Raw genomic sequence first — 18,190 nt, forward strand, 5'->3', positions numbered from 1 at the left:
CGCAGCCGACCGGCGTTTCGGCCGTAGGGGCGATCCCGTAGCGGTCGGAAACAACGCATCCGCCAGGAGGTGGAGAGGACTGGGACCGGTGGCGACGCGAGTCGTACGGCCAACGCGACCGCAGGACGATGCCGCGGGGGTGGCGGCTGCCTACCGTCGTGGCTGTGGGAGAAAGCCCTGATGGCGTGGCGGAGCCTCGCCGACCTGTCCGGACGCGTTGGCGGCGAGCGTTGCTACGGATTGTCGCTGGTCTGGTAGTCGTGTTCGCGGTGGTCAGCGGCTCCGGTTGGGTCTACGAGACGCTGTCGAGGCGGGCCGACGGTCAGCGGTATCCGGAGCCAGGCCGGTCGATCGATATCGGGGGGCACCGGCTGCATCTGAACTGCAGCGGATCGGCCGACAGCGCGCCGACCGTGGTGTTCGAAGCAGGGCTCGGCGAGTCGTCCACGACGTGGGCGACGGTGCAACAGATGCTGACCGACCCCTCGGCGACCGTGCGGATCCGGGCATGCAGCTATGACCGCGGCGGCTACGCGTGGAGCGATCCGGGGCCCGGTCGGCGCGACGCCGGGCGGCTGGCCGAAGAGCTACACACCCTCCTGGACAAGGCGGGCGAACACGGGCCCTACGTCCTGGTCGGTCATTCGCTGGGTGGGTTCGTGGTACGTCTGTTCGCTGACCGTTGGCCAGGCGAGACCGCGGGTCTGGTGCTGGTGGACGTCACCGACGAGCGCCAGACCGGGACGTTGAAGGCGAGCGCCCCGGTCATTCGCGCGCAGATGGCAGCCTTCCAGTTCGCCGCGCGGATCGGTGCGGTGCGGCTGGCCCCGGGGATCGCCGCGAGCACCGGCGCTCCACGGGCGGTGCGTGAGAACGCGGCGGTCGTGTATCGGAGCACCAGCATGGCAGCCGCCGCCAGCGAAGCCGAGGCCTCTGTGGACAGCGCCCGTCTGGTGCAGTCAACGGTACGGCCCGGAGCCTGGCAGGACCGCCCGGTGGTGGTGATCTCCGCAGCCGGCCAGTCGCGCGAGGTGCTCGAGCGTCACGCCCAACTGGCCGCGCTGTCCAGCCGAGGACAGCACGTGGTCGCCGACACGACCGACCACTACGTTCATTACCACCAGCCGCAGTTGGTTGTGGACGCGGTGCGACGAGTCGTCCTTGGACCTGCGCTGTAGCGACCGTCGACCTCGGAGTGGTCGGTTCACAAGGCGTCAGCGGGGCAACAACCCCTGGCTGCCGGCAGACGGGGCTGCGTTGCTGCGGCTTGTCGCTGGTCTGGTGGAAGCGTTCGCGGTGGTCAGCGGCTCCGGTGGGCCTACGAGGCGCTGTCGAGGCGGGCCGGAGGCCAGCGGCACCCGGCGCCAGGCCGATTGATCGATAGCGGGGGCACCGGCTGCATCCGAACTGCAGCGGATCGGCCGACAGTGCGCGGACCGTGGTGCTCGAAGATCGCCGCGAGCACCGGCGCTCCGCGTCCGAAGGGGAACCTCATAGAGGTTCCGTGAACCAACCACCCGGCTGCATCCGTGCCTCCATAGACGCACGCGTTAGGCGCGTCCAGGCGCAACTGATTCATGGCAATGTCCCACTACCAGGTCCTAGGAGCCCAGATGACAGCTTTGACTCGCATGCGCAAGGTGTGGCGGCCGGTCTTGATCGGCGCCCTGGTCCTGGCAGGGTTGGCCACCGCCGCGACACCGGCAAGCGCAGCGAGCACCAACCGGACCGGACTCTGCAACAAGTCAACGACCTACTCGTCGACCCTGGAGTTCCCCTATCGTGGCGGGTTCACCAGCAATCTGGTAGGGCCGGGCAAGTGTTGGAGCATCACGCTCGCCGCCGGCAGCACTGAGCCTGTCTACGTGTATGCCCACGGCAGCGGCGCGACGGTCTTCCTCGGCTCGAAGACGATCAAGACGGGCGAGCACAACGTGTTCCGGACCTACGGCACGATCTACTCGCCCTCCTTCACCTTCTCGCACTAACTGACGGCCGGAGAGGCCCCGCGTGCCCCTCTGGCGCGGGGCCAGGGCGAATCGCGTAGTCGGGCGGTAAGGCTCTGAGCAGGAGGTTCGTGGGGCGGCCCCTGATCGTCTCGAACAACGGCCGCAACGGTTTCGGCCCGACTCTTCCCCTGACCCTGGTCAACGTGAATAATCCGAGGCCAACCCATGTTGTTGTGCTCGCGGGCCAGGGTGCCGGACGGTCCCGATGGTCAGCCATGCAGCCCGAGAGGGCTCAGGGGCGCGCGTGCGCCGCGATGACGCACGTCGGGACGCGACGTCCTGCTGGGCTGCCAGTTCACGTCGGATCTAGACGACCATGTGGACGCTCCCGAGGAAGGATTCGGAGACAGGTGACCACGGACAGCTCGGTCCAGTCGGGCGGCATCGACCCCTCGGTCCCCACTGCTGCGGGCATGTACGACTACTACCTGGGCGGCAAGGACAATTCCGCAGCCGATCGCCGAGCCGCGAACGAGGTGCTCGCAGCGGCTCCCGAGGTGATTCTCATGGCACGGGAGAACCGTGGGTTCATCCAACGTGCAGTGCGTTTCCTGGCCCGCGACGCGGGCATCCGCCAATTCCTCGACATCGGCAGTGGCCTGCCCACCCAGGGCAACGTCCACGAGATCGCCCAAGCTGAGGCGCCGGACGCCCGCGTGGTCTACGTCGACAACGATCCGAAGGTGCTGGCCCGCTCGCGCGCCTTGAAGACCACCGAAGCCAAGACCACGAGCGTGATCACGGCGGACCTGCGCGACCCGGACGTCATCCTCAACCACCCCGACACCCGGGCGCAGATCGACTTCGACCAGCCGATGGCAATCCTGCTGGCCGCCGTCCTTCACTTCATCGACGACGAAGCCGACCCGTACGCGATCGTCGCCCACCTCCGCGACGCCATGGCCCCGGGTAGCTACCTTGTCATCAATCACGCCACCGCCGACGCCAGGCCGGACAACGCTGGTGGCGCCGCAGCGGTCTACAAGAACACCAAATATCCGTCCACACACCGCACGCGCAGTCAAATCGAACGCTTCTTTGACGGCGTAGACCTCATCGACCCCGGCCTGGTGTTCGTTTCCGAATGGCGGCCCGACACCGAAACCGACATCAGCCCGGAGGAGGTCTGGATCCTCGGCGGCGTGGGCCGAAAGCCGACTGTGGACTGATCTCGATCGTTCACGGATCTGACGGGTCTGCTCGCGTTCGGGCCCGCGACGACTTCCGGACCGGAGGCCGCCTCTGTCGGGTCACCAACCCGGTGAGCGCTCCTGGTCGGCGTACGAGGCGGAGGACAGGAGACCCACCGCGCCCGTCACCGCGAGGTGGCGGGCGGTCTCGGCTCGGATGCCCTCGGCGGCGAGCACTTCCCGCTGCTCCCCCGTGTAGCCGATGCAGTCGAGAAAGACCACGTCGGCTCCGCCCGCGGTGACCCTTCGTCCGGCGGCCGCCACCTCGTCGAGGCCCGCCGTGTAGGGGTCCACGGCTGCCGCGACGACCGGGCGGCCCAGGCGCCCCTCCCACCGCTGCCGGATGTCCGTCAACTGCTCCGGCACGGGGCACAGGACACCCAACCGCCCCTCACCGACGAGGCGCACCATGAGGTCGTGGGCGAGGTCCTCCGCGTGGAGCACCGGCACCGACGCCGGACCGTGCTCGACGCGGCCGGTACACAGCACGAGGACGGCCCCGCAGTGATCGGCTACGCAACGTCGGAGAGCGCCGTCAAGCGCCGGGGCGATGCTCGTCGCGCCGAGGCGGACGCGCGAACCGTCCCGCAGCCGGGAAACAAGGGTACGCTCCCCGCCGCGTGGTTCGAGCCGGGCGATGCCGTCCGCGTCGAGGAGGTCCAACGCCCCGTGTTCGACCCAGTCGACGCCGGAGAGGGCAGCCTCGACATCGGGGATCAGGTCGACGCGGGGGGCCTGGCCGATCGTGACGAGACCGAGCGTCGGCCTTACGCTGCGCGCCCCGCCCGCAGCCGGTTCGTGCATCACGCCACCTCCTTCTCGGGCAGGTCGGCCGCCGCGACGCCACGCTCGACGATGCGGCGCCGCACGGCCCGGTCGACCCGGGCGGTGGGGTCGGCGATCGGGATCGCAGCGAGGAGCGCCTTGGTGTAGGGGTGCTGCGGCGCCGTGAAGATCTGCTCGACACTGCCCTGCTCGACGACGCGGCCCTGGCTCATGACGACGATCTCGTCGGCCATCATCTCGACGACGGACAGATCGTGCGAGATGAAGACGTACGTGAGCCCGAGGTCCCGCTGCAACTGCTTCATGAGGTCGAGCACCTGGGCCTGTACCGACACGTCGAGTGCCGACACGGGCTCGTCGCAGACGACGAGGCTCGGGTTGAGGATGAGGGCCCGTGCGATGCCGATCCGCTGGCGCTGACCCCCCGAGAACTCGTGCGGGAAGCGGTCGATGTCCTCCTCCCGCAGGCCGACCGTCTCGAGGACGTCGACGATGCGGGCGCGGATCGCCGCGTCGTCGAGGTCCGTGTGCAACCGCAGCGGCTCGGCGAGGGCCCGGTGGATCGTCCACCGCGGGTCGAGCGAGGCGTACGTGTCCTGGAAGACGATCTGCATCTCGGAGCGGAGCCGACGCAACTCGTCGTCACTCGCCGCGAGGAGGTCGACCCCGTTGAAGGTCACCGCGCCCGACGTCGGCTCGTGCAGGCGCAGCAGGGCCCGACCGGTCGTCGACTTGCCCGAACCGGACTCGCCCACGATGGCGAGCGTGCGGCCACGGCGGACCCGGAAGGACACGCCGTCGACGGCTTTGACGGTATCGGCCGGACGTCCCAGACGGCGGCGTCGCCCGGTGAAGGTCTTCGTCAGGTCGGTGACCTCGAGCAGCACCGGCGCCTCGTCGTCGGATGCCGAGGGAGCGTCCGTGCCCGCCTCGACGCGAACCGGCCCCGAGCCGTCGGGCGCCGCGCTGTTTTCGGCGAGCGCCTCGACCGCCTCGATGACGTGCTCGTTGGCGGAGGGGATGAAGCTGAGCAGCCGCTTCGTGTAGTCGGCCTGCGGCGCGGCGAAAAGCTGCTCCGTCGGCGCCGTCTCCTGCAGTTCACCGCCGTACATCACGGCGACCCGCTGGCAGGTCTGGGCGACGACGCCGAGGTCGTGCGTGATGAGCAGGACCGCCGTTCCGTGCTGCTCCTGCAGGTCCATGATGAGGTCGAGGATCTGCAACTGGGTCGTGACGTCGAGCGCGGTCGTCGGCTCGTCGGCGATGAGCAGCTTCGGCTCACACGCCATGGCCATGGCGATCATGACTCGCTGGCGCATTCCACCGGACAACTCGTGCGGGTACCCGGCGAGGACGCGTGCGGTGTTGCGGATGCCCACCATGTCGAGCAGTTGGCCCGCTCGGTCCGCCGCCTGCCGTCTGCCGAGGCGCAGGTGCTGGCGCAACGGTTCGGTGAGCTGGTCACGGATCGTGAAGACCGGGTTGAGCGCGGTCATCGGCTCCTGGAAGATCGTCGCGATCTCCTTGCCGCGGATCCTGCGCATCTGCCGGTCCGACAGCGCGGCGAGGTCGCGCCCGTCGAAGCGGATGTGCCCGCCGGTGACGTGCGCCTGCCGCGCCGGCAGCAGTCCCGTGATCGACATGGCGGTGACGCTCTTGCCCGAGCCCGACTCGCCGACCAGCCCGACCATCTCGCCTCGCGCGATGGTCAGGTCGAGGCTCCGGACCGGGTGGATCGGGCCGCGCGACGTGTCGATCCGGATCGAGAGGTTCTCGATCGACAGCAGGGTCTCAGCCATGTCCGTGCTCCTTGTTCCGTATGCCGCTGGGCTCGGTCCCGCGTGCCCGCTCAGGCGTGCGCGGGGCTCTTCCCGCTCGTCTGCAGGTGGGTGGCCGGGCCGTAGAGGCTCTCGAGGAGCGCCGCCTGAGCCTCGTCGTGGAAGGACACCGCACCCGCGGTGAAGCCCTTGGCGACCTCGACGGCGAAGCGCGCGGCCAGTGCGATGTCGACCTCGTGGCTCGCGCCGGTCGCGCAGCCGGCGACGGGCGTGACCGTGGTGATGGCGACACCGACGACGGGCGCGGCCGTCGCGACGGCCGGCTGGAGGATCGAGTTGAGGTGGTGCAGGCCGTTGCCGTACGGCGTGATGTCCTGCGTCGACAGCGGAAAGACGACGGCCGGCTCCCCCGACACGGTCTCCAGGACGCTGACGAGGTCGGTGCTGGCGGGGAGGATGTAGCCGGCGCGGACCGTCGGGGAGATGGCGATGCCCCGGTGGTTGATGAGGCGGTTGCCCTTCGTGGTGTCGATGGACAGGACGGCGTCCATCTCCGACGTGACCTCGTGCTCGTTCATCGCGGTGATGTCGACGGGCGAGTCCATGAAGGGCACGGGGTCGTGCGGGCGGGTCGGCGCGTCGGGGCAGATGTGCGTCGAGATGACGACGTCGCCGGGCAGGATGTCGCCGCGGGCGTGCATCGCGAGGAGCTTGGCGGCCGTGGCGACGGCGGCGGTGGCCCCATCACCGTCGGACACGTAGCCGATGAGTTCCGGGCGGGCGCCGAGGCCGCCGAGGCGCCCGACGACACCGAGCGTCGGGGCGTCGCCGCCGACGGTCTTGCCGCGGCTGCCCGGGACGATGACCTGGATGAAGTCGGTCGAACCGAGCTCGCCCGCCACGGTCTCGACGGTGATCGAGCAGGCGTCGTCGCCGAGGGTGCGCAGGTGCTCGGCGACGAGCTTGCCGGACGCGTCGGGGCGGTCGAGGAGGTCGAGGGCCGTGAGGACGTGGGACAGCATGATCATTCGCTTTCGACGGCGGTCTCGGCGACGCCGAGGTACCGGAGGGTGGTCAGGGCGTAGGTCTTCGCGGCGAGGACGACGTCGGCGACGGGTGCCCTCTCGTCGAAGCCGTGGATGGTGGCCAGCTCCGCCGGCCCGTACTGGAGCACGGGGATGCCGTGGCTGCGGAAGGTGCGGGCGTCGGAGGACGCCCACTGGAGCACACCCTCCGCGGTGGGGTCCCCGGTCAGTTCGCGTAGGGCCGCGACGAGTTCGGCGACGATGGGGTCGCTCGGCAGCGTCCAGTTCGGCTCACTGCGGAAGCCGGTCGGCTCGATCGTCGCCTCGATGCCCGCCTCGGCGAGCAGCTCGTCGACCCGGGCGAGGACCTCGGCCCGCGACAACCCGATCGGCACGCGGGTGTCGACGTCGACGACGCACCGGTCCGCGACGACGTTGGAGGAGGTGCCACCGTGGATCGTGCCGATGTTGACGGTGACGTGCTCGAAGACGGCGCCGATGCCCGGACCGTAGCCCTCGCGTTCCTCGGCGAACGTCTTGGACCGCTCGATGAGGTCGACCACGTCCTCGGGCGGCGACGGCTTCATGTCCCAGAGCTGCTGCAGGGCGATGACGGCCCTGGCCGCGAGCAGGTTCGCGCTGACGCCGTGCAGCGGCTGGAGGCTGCCGTGCCCCGGCTTGCCGTCGATCGTCATCCGGAACCAGTTGCTGCCCTTCTGGCCGATCGTCGGGTGCGTGCGTTCGGCGGGCTCGGCGATGATCGCGCCGGTCGCGCCGTCGAGGACCCCCTGGTCGAGGAGCCAGTCCGCCCCGCGCGAGCCGCCCTGCTCCTCGTCGGGGACCGCCGCGAGCGACAGCTTCCCGGCGAGCGGGACACCGAGGCGGTGCAGGACGACGAGCGTGTGGATGACGCCGGCGAGGCCGGCCTTCATGTCGCTCGCCCCGCGACCGCGGAGGTAGCCGTCGACGATGTCGCCCGCGAAGGGGGGAAACGTCCAACGGTTCAGGTCACCGACGGGGACGACGTCGGTGTGACCGGCGAGCACCAGGTGGCGCGCCGTCGTGGGGTCGTCGTCCACCGCGGCGTTGCTCGCGGCACGGTGGACGACGATGCTGAGGCGACCATCGCCGGCGTCGTGGATCTCGGGGTCGAGGCCCTGGGCGCGCAGGTGGTCGGCGATGAAGTTGCCGACGTCCGTGCAGTCCCCCGGAGGGTTCTCGCTCGGGATCCGGATGAGGTCTCCGGCGAGCGTCAGCAGTTCGTCCTGGGTGCGCTCGATCTCGTCGAGGACCCGGGTCTCCCAGGCGGGGGATGTCGTGGTCAAGTCGGGCTCCAGGTGTCGTGTTCGCCTGCGGGAAGTCGGATTCGCGGTGGTGTGGAGGAGGCGGCCGCCGGGCGCGTCGGGATGGCGGTGGGCCCGGCGGCACGCCTCTCCTATCGGCGTCAGCCCTTGTTGCTCAGCTGGAAGAAACGGATGATCCCGTCGGGGTACGACGTGTACCCCTGCACGCCCGCGCGCTGCGCGACGACGATGTTGTACTCGTAGAGGTACGCCCACGGCGCCTGGGTGTTGATGATCTCCTGCGCCTTGCCGTACAGATCGTTCCGGACGTTCTGGTCCGTCTCGGTCGAGGCCTGCTTCCAGAGGTTGTCGACCTCGGGACTGTTGAAGTTGACGTAGTTGCTCGTGCCGTCGCTCGTCAACAGGAGGCCGAGGTGGTAGCCCGGGTCATTGACGAAGGAGGTCCAGCGGCTGATGTAGGCCTGCACCTTCTTCGTGGCGAGCGCCTCGAGGAACTGCGGGCGCGCCATCTTGTTGATGTTCATCGTCACGCCGATCTTCGCCAGCTCGGCCTGGATGAGCACGGCGTCGTCCGACCAGTCCTCGAAGCCGCTGCCGAGGGTGAAGTCGAAGCTGAAGCCGTTGGGGTAGCCGGCCTCCGCGAGGAGCGCCTTGGCCTTGTTCAGGTCGTACGAGTAGACATAGCCGGCGTCGGTGAAGCCCGGGGTCGAGCTGGCCACGGACGAGCGCATGGGCGACGCCTGGCCCTTCATGACGTCGCTGATGAGCTTGTCGTACGGAATCGCGTACGAGACGGCCTGCCGGACCTTCGGGTTGTCGAACGGCTTGATGGCGTTGTTCATCCCGAAGAAGAGGACCTTGTTGCTGGCCCGGGAGTCGATGGCGACGCCGGACTGCTTCGACAGCGTGCCGACGTCCTTCGCCGGCACCTCGAGCGCGATGTCGACCTCGCCCTTGGTGAGGAGCTGCACGCGGTTGCTCGCCTCGCCGATGAACTTGGTGTTGATCTTGCGCAGGGCCGGCTTCTCACCCCAGTAGGTGTCGTTACGTTCGAGCACGGCCTCGGTCGCCGGGTCCCACTTCGTCAGCCGGTAGGGGCCGGAGCCCGCGGTGTGCGTGTCGAGCCACTTGCCGCCGCCCTCGGCGTTGACCTTGTCGATGTTGATGATCGAGAACGAGTACATCGGCAGGATCTGGAGGAAGAGGTGGTTCGGCGCCTTGAGGTCGATCTTCACCGTCTGCGAGTCGATCGCCGTCACGGTGTCGATGCCGGCCATGCCGTACAGGAAGCTCGCCGAACTCGACTTCTTGATGAAGTCGAACGTCTTGACGACGTCGTCGGAGTCGAGCGCCGAGCCGTCCTCGAACTTCACGCCCTGCCGCATGGTGAAGGTGTAGCTCTTCGAGTCGGTACTCACCTTCCACGACTCGGCCAGCATCGGCACGATCGTGTCCGTCTTCGCGGTCGGCTTGCCGTCGACCGTCGTGCGGTCGTACGTGACCAGTTGGTCGTAGGCCGCCACGACGAACGTGTCGGAGGTGACGTCGTTGGCCTCGGCGGGGTTGAGGGTCTTGCCGCCTTCGGAGTAGGCGGCGACGAGGGTGTCCTTGGCGGTCCCATCGGCCTGCGAGGAGCCGCCCTGGTTGGCGTTGGCTCCACAGCCGGCTGCGACGAAGATGACGGCGACCGCGGCGGCCAGGGTGGCGCTGCGCTTCACGCTGTTCTCCTTCAGGTCAGGGTGGGGGTTGGGGTGGGCGGATGGGCTGGCGTCCGTGGCAGGTCCGCACCGGGTCATCGGCTCGTCCGCAGGCGCGGGTCGAGGACGTCGCGAAGGCCGTCGCCGATCAGGTTGAAGCCGAGAATCGAGGTGGCGATGGCGATGCCGGGGAAGACGGTCATCCACCACTCGCCGCTGATGATGTAGCCACGGCCGTCCGAGATCATGACGCCCCATTCCGGCGTCGGCGGCTGCGCGCCGAGGCCGATGAAGCTGAGCGAGGCGGCCGTGAGGATCGCGTAGCCCATCCCGAGGGTCGCTCGGACGAGGATCGGGGCAACGGTGTTCGGGACGATGTGCCGGATGAGGATCGTCCGGTCCCGCAGGCCGATGGCGCGCCCGGCCTCGACGAAGTCACGCTCCCGCAGCGAGCGGGTCTGGCTGTAGACGATGCGGGCGAACTCGGGGATGCCGACGACGCCCACGGCGACCATCGCGCTCGCCAGGCCCGGGCCGAGGGCGGCGGCGATCGCCATGGCCAGCACGAGCGACGGGAAGGCGAGGAGCACATCCATCACCCGCATGAGCACCGCGCTCACCGCGCCGCCGACGAAGCCGGAGATGGCGCCGATCGGAACACCGACGAGCAGCGAGATCCCGACGGCGATGAGCCCGGTCCAGAGGGAGATCCGCCCGCCGGCGAGCACCCGGGCGAGGATGTCGCGGCCGAAGTTGTCCGTGCCGAAGAGGTGCGCGCCAGAGGGGGGTTCGAGAAGCCCTCCGGCTCCGGTCTCGGTGGGCGAGTACGGCAGCAGGTCGGCCACCAGAGCACCGATGGTCCAGATCGCGATGAAGACGAGACCGACCATCGCCAGGCGGTTGCGGACCAGGAGGCGCCAGGCGGTGGTGGGCCTGGCGGTCGCCCGGTCGGACGACGCGACCCGGTGGCCCCGCGCGGTCGCAGACACGGTGGTGTCAGGCATTCTCGATCCTCGGGTCCAGGCGGCCGTTGAACAGATCGACGCAGAGGTTGACCGTCAGGTAGATGACCGCGGCGAGCAGGGTGAAGGCCTGGACCGGCGCATAGTCGGTGGCGAGCACGGACTGCACGACATAGGCGCCGATGCCCGGCCAGCTGAAGACCGTCTCGGTGATGACCGCGCCGCCGAGGAGCTGGCCGAACTGGAGGCCGACGACGGTCACGATGACGGGGGCGGCGTTCTTCAGCGCGTGCTTGAGGATGACCTTGGCCGGCGGCAGGCCCTTGGAGCGAGCGGTGCGCACGTAGTCCTGGTTGATCACCTCGAGCATCTCGGACCGCGTCATCCGGGCGATGATCGCCGTGCTCCCGGTGGCGAGGCACAGGGCTGGCCAGATGATGTGGGCCAGCGACGACTTGAGCGCGACGAGGTCACCGGTCAGAAGCGAGTCGAGGACGTAGAGCCCCGTGATCGACGTCGGTGGGTTCACGTCCTGGGCGATGCGGCCCAGCGGGGCCGGCTCCCACCCGAGCCGGTTGTAGAAGACGAAGATCACGATGAGGGCGAGCCAGAAAAGCGGCATCGAGGCTCCGACCAGCGAAAAGATGCGGCTGGCGTGGTCGACGGGCCGGTCGCGGCGCGTCGCGCTGATGACACCGATCGGGACCCCGACGAGCAGCGAGATGAGGATCGCCACGATGGCGAGCTCGACCGTCGCCGGCAGCCGGGAGGCGAAGTCCGTGAGGACGGGCTGCCCGGTGTGCCAGGCGAACCCGAAGTCTCCGGCGAAGAGGCCGCGCACGTAGGAGACGAACTGGGCGACCAGTGGCTGGTCGAGGCCCATCTCGGCACGGATCTTCTCGACGGTCGCCGGGTCGGCCTGCTCCCCGGCGAGAGTCCGGGCCGGGTCACCGGGCAGGACTCGCGTGAGAAGGAAGATGCAGAGCACGACGCCGAGGAGCGCCGGGATCATCGCGAGGACTCGTCGCACCACGTGGTTCACGGCCACCTCCAATCTGCGCTTTGTTGGGTCTGACCTGGTCTTGGCGCCACCCAGGATTCGTCCGCCCCGCACCCATGCGCAATACCTTCTCTGTATATGAGAGGGCGTCTCGAACTGGATCGGGGTGCGGTAGGTTCTCACACGTCCCACCCATCCCGGAGGACCCATGTCAGACGCTCGCCCCCGCTCGCCGCTCCAGACCGTGGACCGCGCCCTGGAGGTCCTTCTGTCGTTCACCGAGCGGCGTCGCGACTGGGGCGTCCTGGAGCTTGCCGAAGCCTTCGCCATCGACAAGTCGACCGCACAGCGACTCCTCGCCGCGCTCGCCGCGCGCGGCTTCCTCAACGCCGATCCGGTGACCCGGCGCTACAGCCTCGGACCGACGATGTGGCGGATGGCCGCCGTCTGGGAGCGCACGGGAGGGCTGGCCGCCCTGGCCCAGCGGGTGCTCGAGCCGCTCGCCTTCCAGACCGATCGCACCGCCATCTTCGCCGTCCCGGACGGGCTCCACGTCCGCTGCGTCGCCGCCGTCAACGGCGGGGAACCGCTGCGCAGTCATCCGCTCGTCGGCGAGCTGTACCCGGCCAACGCGGGAGCCACCTCTCGCGGCTACTTCGCCTTCCTCGACAGCAACGAACGGCGCGCCCTCATCTCCGGTCGGGTCTTCGCCACGTTCACGGAGCTGACGAAGATCGACGAGCACCAGCTCGAACGGCTCTTCGTCGAGACCGTCGCGCAGGGCTACGCCTACTCAGAGGGCGAATACGACTACGCCACCAGGGCGCTCGCCGTTCCCATCATGCTCAGAGGGCGGCCCGTCGGCTCGCTCAGCCTCGGCGAGAGCAAGCATCCGGCGCGCCCGGACGACATCCGGGACCACCTGCCCGCACTACAGGCCGCCGCGGAGCAACTGTGCGCCCTGCTCGACAACCGGGCGAACTCGGCCGCCGCAGCCCGGCAGACCACGACGGTCCGATCCCACTGAACGCCGCGCCGGCGAGCCAGACCGGCCGCATCGAGGAGACACCATGACCCAGGGCCACCAGAACCTCCTGCTCCTGTCCAACTCGACGGCGCCGGGACGGGCCTACCTGGAGCATGCGCGCGACGCGATCCTCCAGGCACTCGACGGCCGGCGCTCCATCGTGTTCGTCCCCTTCGCACTGGCGGACCACGACGGCTACACCGACACGGTCCGTCGGGCCATGGAGCCACTCGGCATCACCGTCCGAGGAGCACACGAGGGCACGCCACGCGACATCGTCGCCGACGCCGAGGCGGTCTTCGTCGGCGGCGGTAACACCTTCCGGCTCGTCAAGGCGATCCACGAGCTCGACCTGATCAGCGTCGTGCGCACCCGGGTGTCCGAGGGAATGCCCTACATCGGGTCGAGTGCCGGCACCAATGTCGCGACGCCGAGCCTGCGTACGACGAACGACATGCCCATCGTCCAACCGCCGTCCTTCGAGACCTTCGGCCTCGTACCCTTCCAGATCAACCCCCACTACCTCGACCCGGACCCGGCCTCGACGCACCAGGGTGAGACCCGGGAGGAGCGGCTCACACAGTTCCTCGAGGAGAACGACGTCCCGGTACTCGCCATGCGCGAGGGCACCTGGCTGCGGGTGAGCAACAATTCGATGCGTCTCGATGGCGTGGCCGCGGGAGGGCGGGTCTTCTGCCGCGTCTCCGAGCCCGTCGAGGTCACGAGCGGCGCCGATGTGACCTGGCTCTTCGACAGAGTCGCTTCGTTCGATGTCGGCCGCTGAGGTCGATCAGTCGGACATCCTGGAGATCTACGGGACGCGCCTCAGGTCCGGTCCGGCTCCGGCCGGGCGGCGGGAGCCTGCTGGGCCTTGAGGGCGGACGTGAACGCCTGGACCTTGGGATGGCGCGTTGCTCCCCGCCGTACGGTGGTGAAGATCTGCCTTCTGGGACGGTCGTGGAGCGGGTGCGAGACCACGTTGTGCCGGTCACCCGCACCTGACAGGTCGGGAAGCAGGGCGGCGGCGAGGCCGTTCTCGACGAGTCGCAGGTGGATCTGCAGGTCGGTGGAGGTATAGCGGACGTCGGGCTCGAACCCCGCCTGTCGGCATGCCGCCGTCGCCCATTCCCGGGCGGTGCTGCCGACGGGCTCCATCACGAACGGACGCGACGCCAGTTCGGACAACGACGACCGCTCGCTCCACACGGCTGGCGTGATGAGCCGAAGTTCGTCGGTGAGCAGGTCGCGCCGCTCGGTCTCCCGGGCCCGCGGCAGGGGGTGGCCGGGGTACTCCTCGCCGAGGACGATGTCGAACTCGCCGGCCACGAGGGCGGGGTGAGCGACCTCGGGCTCGAGCTCGGTCACCTCGACTCGCAGCCTCGGGTGTTGCTGCGCGAGCTGGGTGAGGGCGTACGGCACGAGCCTGAGGACCGCGGTCTGGAAGGCGGCGACCCGCAGCGTGCCGACGGTCTCGTTCAGGGACTGGGCGAGTGCGGCCTGGGTGCGTTCCATCTCCTCCAGCAGCAGCTCGGTGTGGGCGACGAGGAGGTCGGCCTGGGCGGTCAGCCGGACCCGGCGGCCGGCTGGCTCGAGGAGGCGCACCCCGGTCTCCTTCTCCAGCGCGGCGAGCTGCTGGGAGACCGCGGACGGGCTGTAGGACAGCGCCTCCGCGACCGCGGTGATGGTGCCTCGACGGGCGAGCTCGCGCAGCAGTCGTAGGCGTCGAAGATCAAGCATCGAGCCTCCAAAGCATCAGGTTTGCTTCACATTATCTTGCTGGTTTCCGCGCTGGACCTGATGAGTTGTGGTGGGGACGATGGTCCGCATGATGTCGTGGTACCGGTCGCCGGCCGCTCGTGACTGGACCAGCTCGTTCGCGCCGGGTGACGCGTACGCGTTCCACCGGTCGTTGCCGGGGTACACGCCCACGCCGCTGGTTCCGGTGCCCGACCTGGCCAGCGAGCTTGGGGTCGGGCGGGTACTGGTGAAGGACGAGTCGTCGCGACTCGGGCTCCCGGCGTTCAAGGTGCTCGGTGCCTCCTGGGCCTGCCGCCAGGTGCTTCAGCAACGCCCCGGCGCCACGCTGGTGACCGCGACCGATGGCAACCACGGTCGTGCCGTCGCCCGCATGGCGGCTCACTTCGGTGTCGAGGCGACCGTGTTCGTGCCGGAGGTGATGCTGCCGGAAACCGCCGCCCGCATCACCGGGGAGGGCGCGAAGGTCGTGTGGGTGGGCGGAGACTACGACGCCGCGGTGCGTCGGGCAGCCGAGTTCGCCGACGAGCATCCCGACCGGGCACTGGTCCAGGACACCGCCTGGGACGGCTACGAGCAGGTGCCTGCCTGGATCGTGGAGGGCTACCAGACGCTGCTGGAGGAGGTCGACGCCCAGCTCGAGGGGCCACCGGACCTGGTGGCGGTCCCGGTCGGGGTCGGGTCGCTGGCTGAGGCGGTCGTGTGGCACTACCGACGCCCGGGCACCACGCATCCGAGCGTGCTCTCGGTCGAACCCGACGCCGCGGCATGCGTGCTGGCCAGCCTGACCGCAGGCCGACCCGTGACGGTGCCGACCGCGGCGACGTCGATGGCCGGCCTGAACTGCGGCACCATGTCCCGCTCCGCCTGGCCGGTGCTGCGTGCGGGCTGCGACGCAGCCGTGGCCGTCACCGACGACGAGGCGCTCCGCGCCGTCGACGACCTCGGTCGGCTCGGTGTCTCCTCCGGCCCGAGCGGCGCGGCCACCCTGGCCGGCGTCCGGGCCGTCCTCACCGACCCCCAGCGGCGTGCCGCCCTCGACCTCGGCCACGACGCCGTAGTCGTCCTGCTCAGTACGGAAGGACCCGTTCGATGACCCGTACCGTCCGGATCAACCGCGACCGGCTCTGGGCCTCCCTGATGCAACTGAAGGAGATCGGCGCCTACCACGACGAGGCGACCGGGCTGCGCGGAGTGCGGCGTCTGGCGCTGACCGACGCTGACGCCGAAGCCCGCCGCCGATGCGTGCAGTGGATGCTCGAGGCCGGGCTCGAGGTGCGGGTCGACCGCATCGGCAACGTCTACGCCACCCGCCCGGGCCGCGACCGGTCCCTGCCGTGCGTGCTGATGGGCTCCCACATCGACACCGTCGCCACCGGCGGAGCCTTTGACGGCACCCTCGGTGTGCTTGGCGGCATCGAGGTGATGCGCACCCTCGACGACGCCGGCATCTCGACCCTGCGCGACATCGAGGTCGGATTCTTCACCGAGGAGGAAGGCGTCCGGTTCGGCACCGACATGCTCGGCTCGGCCGTGACGGCCGGACGCATCCCGCTCGACCACGCCCACAAGCTCACCGACGGGGACGGCAGGACCGTCAAGGAAGAACTCGTTCGCATCGGGTTCGACGGCGACGCCCACGAACGGCGCGCCATCCCGTACGCCTACCTCGAGTGCCACATCGAGCAAGGCCCCGTCCTCGCCGACGCCGGCGTCGACATCGGCATCGTCGAAGGCGTTCAGGCCATCTCCTGGCAGCGGCTCACCATCCGCGGTGAGGCCGCCCACGCCGGCACCACCCCCATCGGGTCCCGGCACGATGCCGGCCTGGTCGCAGCCCATGTCGTGGTCGAGGCCCGACGGATGTGCGACAGCGGCGACTTCGGACAGCTTCGCGCCACCATCGGGAACTTCGACATCGGCGAAGGCCAGACCAACGTCATCCCGCACCAGGCCACCCTGACCATCGACCTGCGCAACCCCGACAACGACCAGATGACCTCCGCCGAGCAGCACCTCGCCGGCTACGTCGACACGCTCGCCGCCCACCACGGCGTCCAGGTCGGTTGGGAACGGATGGCCAGGACCGCCGTCGTCCCGTTCCACCCCGGCATCCAGGAGGTGCTCGCCGCCACCGCCGACGACCTCGGTCTGCCGTACGTGCGCACCATGTCCGGCGCCGGCCACGACGCCCAGGAGATCTCCGCGATCTGCCCCACCGCCATGGTGTTCGTCGCCGGTGAGAACGGCGGCATCAGCCATACGCCCCGCGAGTACTCCAACCCGACAGCCTGCGGCAACGGCACCGACGTCCTCGCCAACGCCGTACTCCGACTGGCGGACCAGCCATGACCGTCCCGGACCTGCTCGACGCCCTTCTGCCCATCGGCCCGGTCGGCCCCGGCCTCGACCACCGTCACTTGACGACCGAGCGCAACCGGCCGTACAGCGTCTCCGACATCGAGATCGCCGTGGCCAGGTCCGGTTCGCAGATCTCCAGGTAGTGACTTCCGCGGGCCACGTAGAGCTGGTACTGCCGCACGGTGAAGTCCCCGGCGGGCTGGTTGACCGCCGTGACGGTTCCCGCGCCCTCGTCGCAGGTCCAGCCGACCGCCACGACGGCCGACGCCGCCTCGATCGAGCAGCTGTCCGCGACGAGCTGGTCGAACTGCTGCTGCGTCAGGCCGGTGAACGTGATGGTCGACTGCAGCCCGTACGTCGCGGCTCCGTCCAGCGCCGGCACGGGCACCTCGGCCAGTGTGATCCTGGCGCCGACCTTCAGCGACCGCCAGGTCATGCTGCCGGACGTACAGGTGCCCGCGGCCTCGCGGAGCCGGGCGAGATCCAGCCCCTCGGGCAGTTCCTCGACGGTCGCGGTGAACCTGCCCGTGGCGCCCTTGTCGGCGTCGCGCCGGCTGCCGACCTGGATCCAGCCGCCGGCGACCCGACTCTGCTCGCCGATCGCCAGCTGCAGGGAGCCCAGGCAGGCCACCGGCGAGACGGTGACGTCGGGGTCGGGCTCGAACAACTTGCCCGCGTCGGCCAACGACATCTCCACGAGTTCGGTGCCCGCGGGGTGTTCGGCCTTGGGCAGCAGGACCTCACGGAGGCGCTCGTCCAACAGCGCCGGCGCGGCCGGGCCGGCCGCCGCTGCCGCCAGCGTCGCCCGCTCGGCCTCGGCGGTGCGGTGGTTCCCCACGACGACCAGCACAGCCGCCACCAGCAGCAGCGCTGCGCCGGCCGCCGTGAGGGCACGACGAGTTGTCAGCATGGCACGCCTCCGTTTGCTAGGTGTTTCCGTGGTCAAGGAACAGCAGTACCGCACCGAAGGCATCGGTCGCTATACATGGATCAAGTGGATTTTTGCTGACCAGAGCCGCCCGCGACATCTCTGGCCAATCGGCACGTGTCGCAACGACCCGGGTCCGCGACCCCGGTTCCGACGACATTCCGGCGACGCGGACAACCCCGCCGGCCGGGCTCGCCGCACCGCCGCTGCGGCCATCGGGCTGCCCGCCGCCCCGCTCGGCGGGTCCCGGAGTGTCCAGGAGGGAGCGTTCCACCAGCTCAGCGACCTCCGCACCGAGGCCCGGGGCGGTGCCGAGGCGCACCGCGACTGCCGCTGCCGGCGGGTCACCGCGCCAGCGCCGTACCCGT

The 18,190-nt window shown here is 69.7% G+C and carries 16 protein-coding genes; 7 read left to right on the top strand and 9 right to left on the bottom strand.

Features of this window, described 5'->3' with window-relative positions; genetic code table 11:
- The first annotated feature begins 260 nt into the window (after window positions 1-260).
- The 3 genes from ACGF5G_RS16975 (at window position 261) to ACGF5G_RS16985 (ending at window position 3,178) form a co-directional block, all read left to right on the top strand.
- Window positions 261-1,178: an alpha/beta fold hydrolase gene (locus ACGF5G_RS16975; RefSeq protein WP_393263623.1), complete on the top strand. Its 918-nt coding sequence runs from the start codon at window positions 261-263 to the stop codon at window positions 1,176-1,178.
- Between the two features lie 435 nt (window positions 1,179-1,613).
- The gene (locus ACGF5G_RS16980; protein ID WP_393263625.1) at window positions 1,614-1,988 is read left to right on the top strand and encodes a hypothetical protein; all 375 of its coding nucleotides are present in this window, start codon (window positions 1,614-1,616) and stop codon (window positions 1,986-1,988) included.
- 371 nt (window positions 1,989-2,359) lie between these two features.
- Entirely contained in the window at window positions 2,360-3,178 is an 819-nt protein-coding gene (locus ACGF5G_RS16985; protein ID WP_393263627.1) for an SAM-dependent methyltransferase, read from the top strand.
- A gap of 81 nt (window positions 3,179-3,259) precedes the next feature.
- On the opposite strand, the gene ACGF5G_RS16990 is transcribed toward ACGF5G_RS16985, so the two are convergent.
- From ACGF5G_RS16990 to ACGF5G_RS17020, 7 genes are all read right to left on the bottom strand, one after another.
- A complete protein-coding gene (locus ACGF5G_RS16990) occupies window positions 3,260-4,003 on the bottom strand; it encodes an AroM family protein (protein ID WP_393263840.1) in 744 nt (247 codons plus the stop codon).
- Window positions 4,003-5,784: an ABC transporter ATP-binding protein gene (locus ACGF5G_RS16995; protein WP_393263628.1), complete on the bottom strand. Its 1,782-nt coding sequence runs from the start codon at window positions 5,782-5,784 to the stop codon at window positions 4,003-4,005. The genes ACGF5G_RS16990 and ACGF5G_RS16995 overlap by 1 nt, the downstream gene beginning before the upstream one ends.
- Window positions 5,785-5,834: 50 nt before the next feature.
- The gene (locus tag ACGF5G_RS17000) at window positions 5,835-6,785 is read right to left on the bottom strand and encodes a DUF1177 domain-containing protein (protein WP_393263630.1); all 951 of its coding nucleotides are present in this window, start codon (window positions 6,783-6,785) and stop codon (window positions 5,835-5,837) included.
- Between the two features lie 2 nt (window positions 6,786-6,787).
- Window positions 6,788-8,113, bottom strand: a complete 1,326-nt coding sequence (locus tag ACGF5G_RS17005; RefSeq protein ID WP_393263631.1) for a M20 family metallopeptidase — start codon at window positions 8,111-8,113, stop codon at window positions 6,788-6,790.
- 119 nt (window positions 8,114-8,232) lie between these two features.
- Window positions 8,233-9,810: an ABC transporter substrate-binding protein gene (locus ACGF5G_RS17010; RefSeq protein ID WP_393263633.1), complete on the bottom strand. Its 1,578-nt coding sequence runs from the start codon at window positions 9,808-9,810 to the stop codon at window positions 8,233-8,235.
- A 74-nt stretch (window positions 9,811-9,884) separates the two neighbouring features.
- Window positions 9,885-10,793 carry an ABC transporter permease gene (locus tag ACGF5G_RS17015; protein WP_393263634.1) on the bottom strand — a complete coding sequence of 303 codons (909 nt, stop codon included), beginning with the start codon at window positions 10,791-10,793 and terminating at the stop codon, window positions 9,885-9,887.
- On the bottom strand, window positions 10,786-11,793 hold the full coding sequence (locus ACGF5G_RS17020; RefSeq protein WP_393263635.1) for an ABC transporter permease: 1,008 nt from the start codon (window positions 11,791-11,793) through the stop codon (window positions 10,786-10,788). The genes ACGF5G_RS17015 and ACGF5G_RS17020 overlap by 8 nt, the downstream gene beginning before the upstream one ends.
- A gap of 166 nt (window positions 11,794-11,959) precedes the next feature.
- On the opposite strand from ACGF5G_RS17020, the gene ACGF5G_RS17025 reads away from it, so the two are divergent.
- Both ACGF5G_RS17025 and pepE read left to right on the top strand, forming a co-directional pair.
- Complete coding sequence (locus ACGF5G_RS17025) at window positions 11,960-12,778, top strand: IclR family transcriptional regulator (protein ID WP_393263636.1); 819 nt, start codon at window positions 11,960-11,962, stop codon at window positions 12,776-12,778.
- Between the two features lie 43 nt (window positions 12,779-12,821).
- Window positions 12,822-13,562: a dipeptidase PepE gene (pepE, locus tag ACGF5G_RS17030; RefSeq protein ID WP_393263638.1), complete on the top strand. Its 741-nt coding sequence runs from the start codon at window positions 12,822-12,824 to the stop codon at window positions 13,560-13,562.
- Window positions 13,563-13,603: 41 nt separating this feature from the next.
- Here the strand turns inward: pepE and ACGF5G_RS17035 are convergent, their stop codons facing one another.
- Window positions 13,604-14,515: a LysR family transcriptional regulator gene (locus ACGF5G_RS17035; RefSeq protein ID WP_393263640.1), complete on the bottom strand. Its 912-nt coding sequence runs from the start codon at window positions 14,513-14,515 to the stop codon at window positions 13,604-13,606.
- A gap of 88 nt (window positions 14,516-14,603) precedes the next feature.
- On the opposite strand from ACGF5G_RS17035, the gene ACGF5G_RS17040 reads away from it, so the two are divergent.
- Window positions 14,604-15,629: a pyridoxal-phosphate dependent enzyme gene (locus tag ACGF5G_RS17040; RefSeq protein WP_393263641.1), complete on the top strand. Its 1,026-nt coding sequence runs from the start codon at window positions 14,604-14,606 to the stop codon at window positions 15,627-15,629.
- Window positions 15,626-16,885, top strand: coding sequence for a M20 family metallo-hydrolase (locus tag ACGF5G_RS17045; RefSeq protein WP_393263643.1), 1,260 nt, complete (start codon window positions 15,626-15,628; stop codon window positions 16,883-16,885). The genes ACGF5G_RS17040 and ACGF5G_RS17045 overlap by 4 nt, the downstream gene beginning before the upstream one ends.
- A gap of 64 nt (window positions 16,886-16,949) precedes the next feature.
- On the opposite strand, the gene ACGF5G_RS17050 is transcribed toward ACGF5G_RS17045, so the two are convergent.
- A complete protein-coding gene (locus ACGF5G_RS17050) occupies window positions 16,950-17,804 on the bottom strand; it encodes a hypothetical protein (protein WP_393263645.1) in 855 nt (284 codons plus the stop codon).
- Between the last annotated feature and the right edge of the window lie 386 nt (window positions 17,805-18,190).

It is taken from the genome of Micromonospora sp. NPDC047730 (assembly GCF_043204765.1).
In the GTDB taxonomy this organism is placed as follows: domain Bacteria; phylum Actinomycetota; class Actinomycetes; order Mycobacteriales; family Micromonosporaceae; genus Micromonospora.

What these genes read in the sequence shown, in the direction of transcription:
- ACGF5G_RS17000 (WP_393263630.1), bottom strand. Translation starts at nt 6,785, where the DNA reads ATGCTGTCCCACGTCCTCACGGCCCTCGACCTCCTCGACCGCCCCGAC.
- ACGF5G_RS17025 (WP_393263636.1), top strand. Translation starts at nt 11,960, where the DNA reads ATGTCAGACGCTCGCCCCCGCTCGCCGCTCCAGACCGTGGACCGCGCC.
- ACGF5G_RS17015 (WP_393263634.1), bottom strand. Translation starts at nt 10,793, where the DNA reads ATGCCTGACACCACCGTGTCTGCGACCGCGCGGGGCCACCGGGTCGCG.
- ACGF5G_RS17050 (WP_393263645.1), bottom strand. Translation starts at nt 17,804, where the DNA reads ATGCTGACAACTCGTCGTGCCCTCACGGCGGCCGGCGCAGCGCTGCTG.
- ACGF5G_RS17040 (WP_393263641.1), top strand. Translation starts at nt 14,604, where the DNA reads ATGATGTCGTGGTACCGGTCGCCGGCCGCTCGTGACTGGACCAGCTCG.
- pepE (WP_393263638.1), top strand. Translation starts at nt 12,822, where the DNA reads ATGACCCAGGGCCACCAGAACCTCCTGCTCCTGTCCAACTCGACGGCG.
- ACGF5G_RS16995 (WP_393263628.1), bottom strand. Translation starts at nt 5,784, where the DNA reads ATGGCTGAGACCCTGCTGTCGATCGAGAACCTCTCGATCCGGATCGAC.
- ACGF5G_RS17035 (WP_393263640.1), bottom strand. Translation starts at nt 14,515, where the DNA reads ATGCTTGATCTTCGACGCCTACGACTGCTGCGCGAGCTCGCCCGTCGA.
- ACGF5G_RS16980 (WP_393263625.1), top strand. Translation starts at nt 1,614, where the DNA reads ATGACAGCTTTGACTCGCATGCGCAAGGTGTGGCGGCCGGTCTTGATC.
- ACGF5G_RS16990 (WP_393263840.1), bottom strand. Translation starts at nt 4,003, where the DNA reads ATGCACGAACCGGCTGCGGGCGGGGCGCGCAGCGTAAGGCCGACGCTC.
- ACGF5G_RS17045 (WP_393263643.1), top strand. Translation starts at nt 15,626, where the DNA reads ATGACCCGTACCGTCCGGATCAACCGCGACCGGCTCTGGGCCTCCCTG.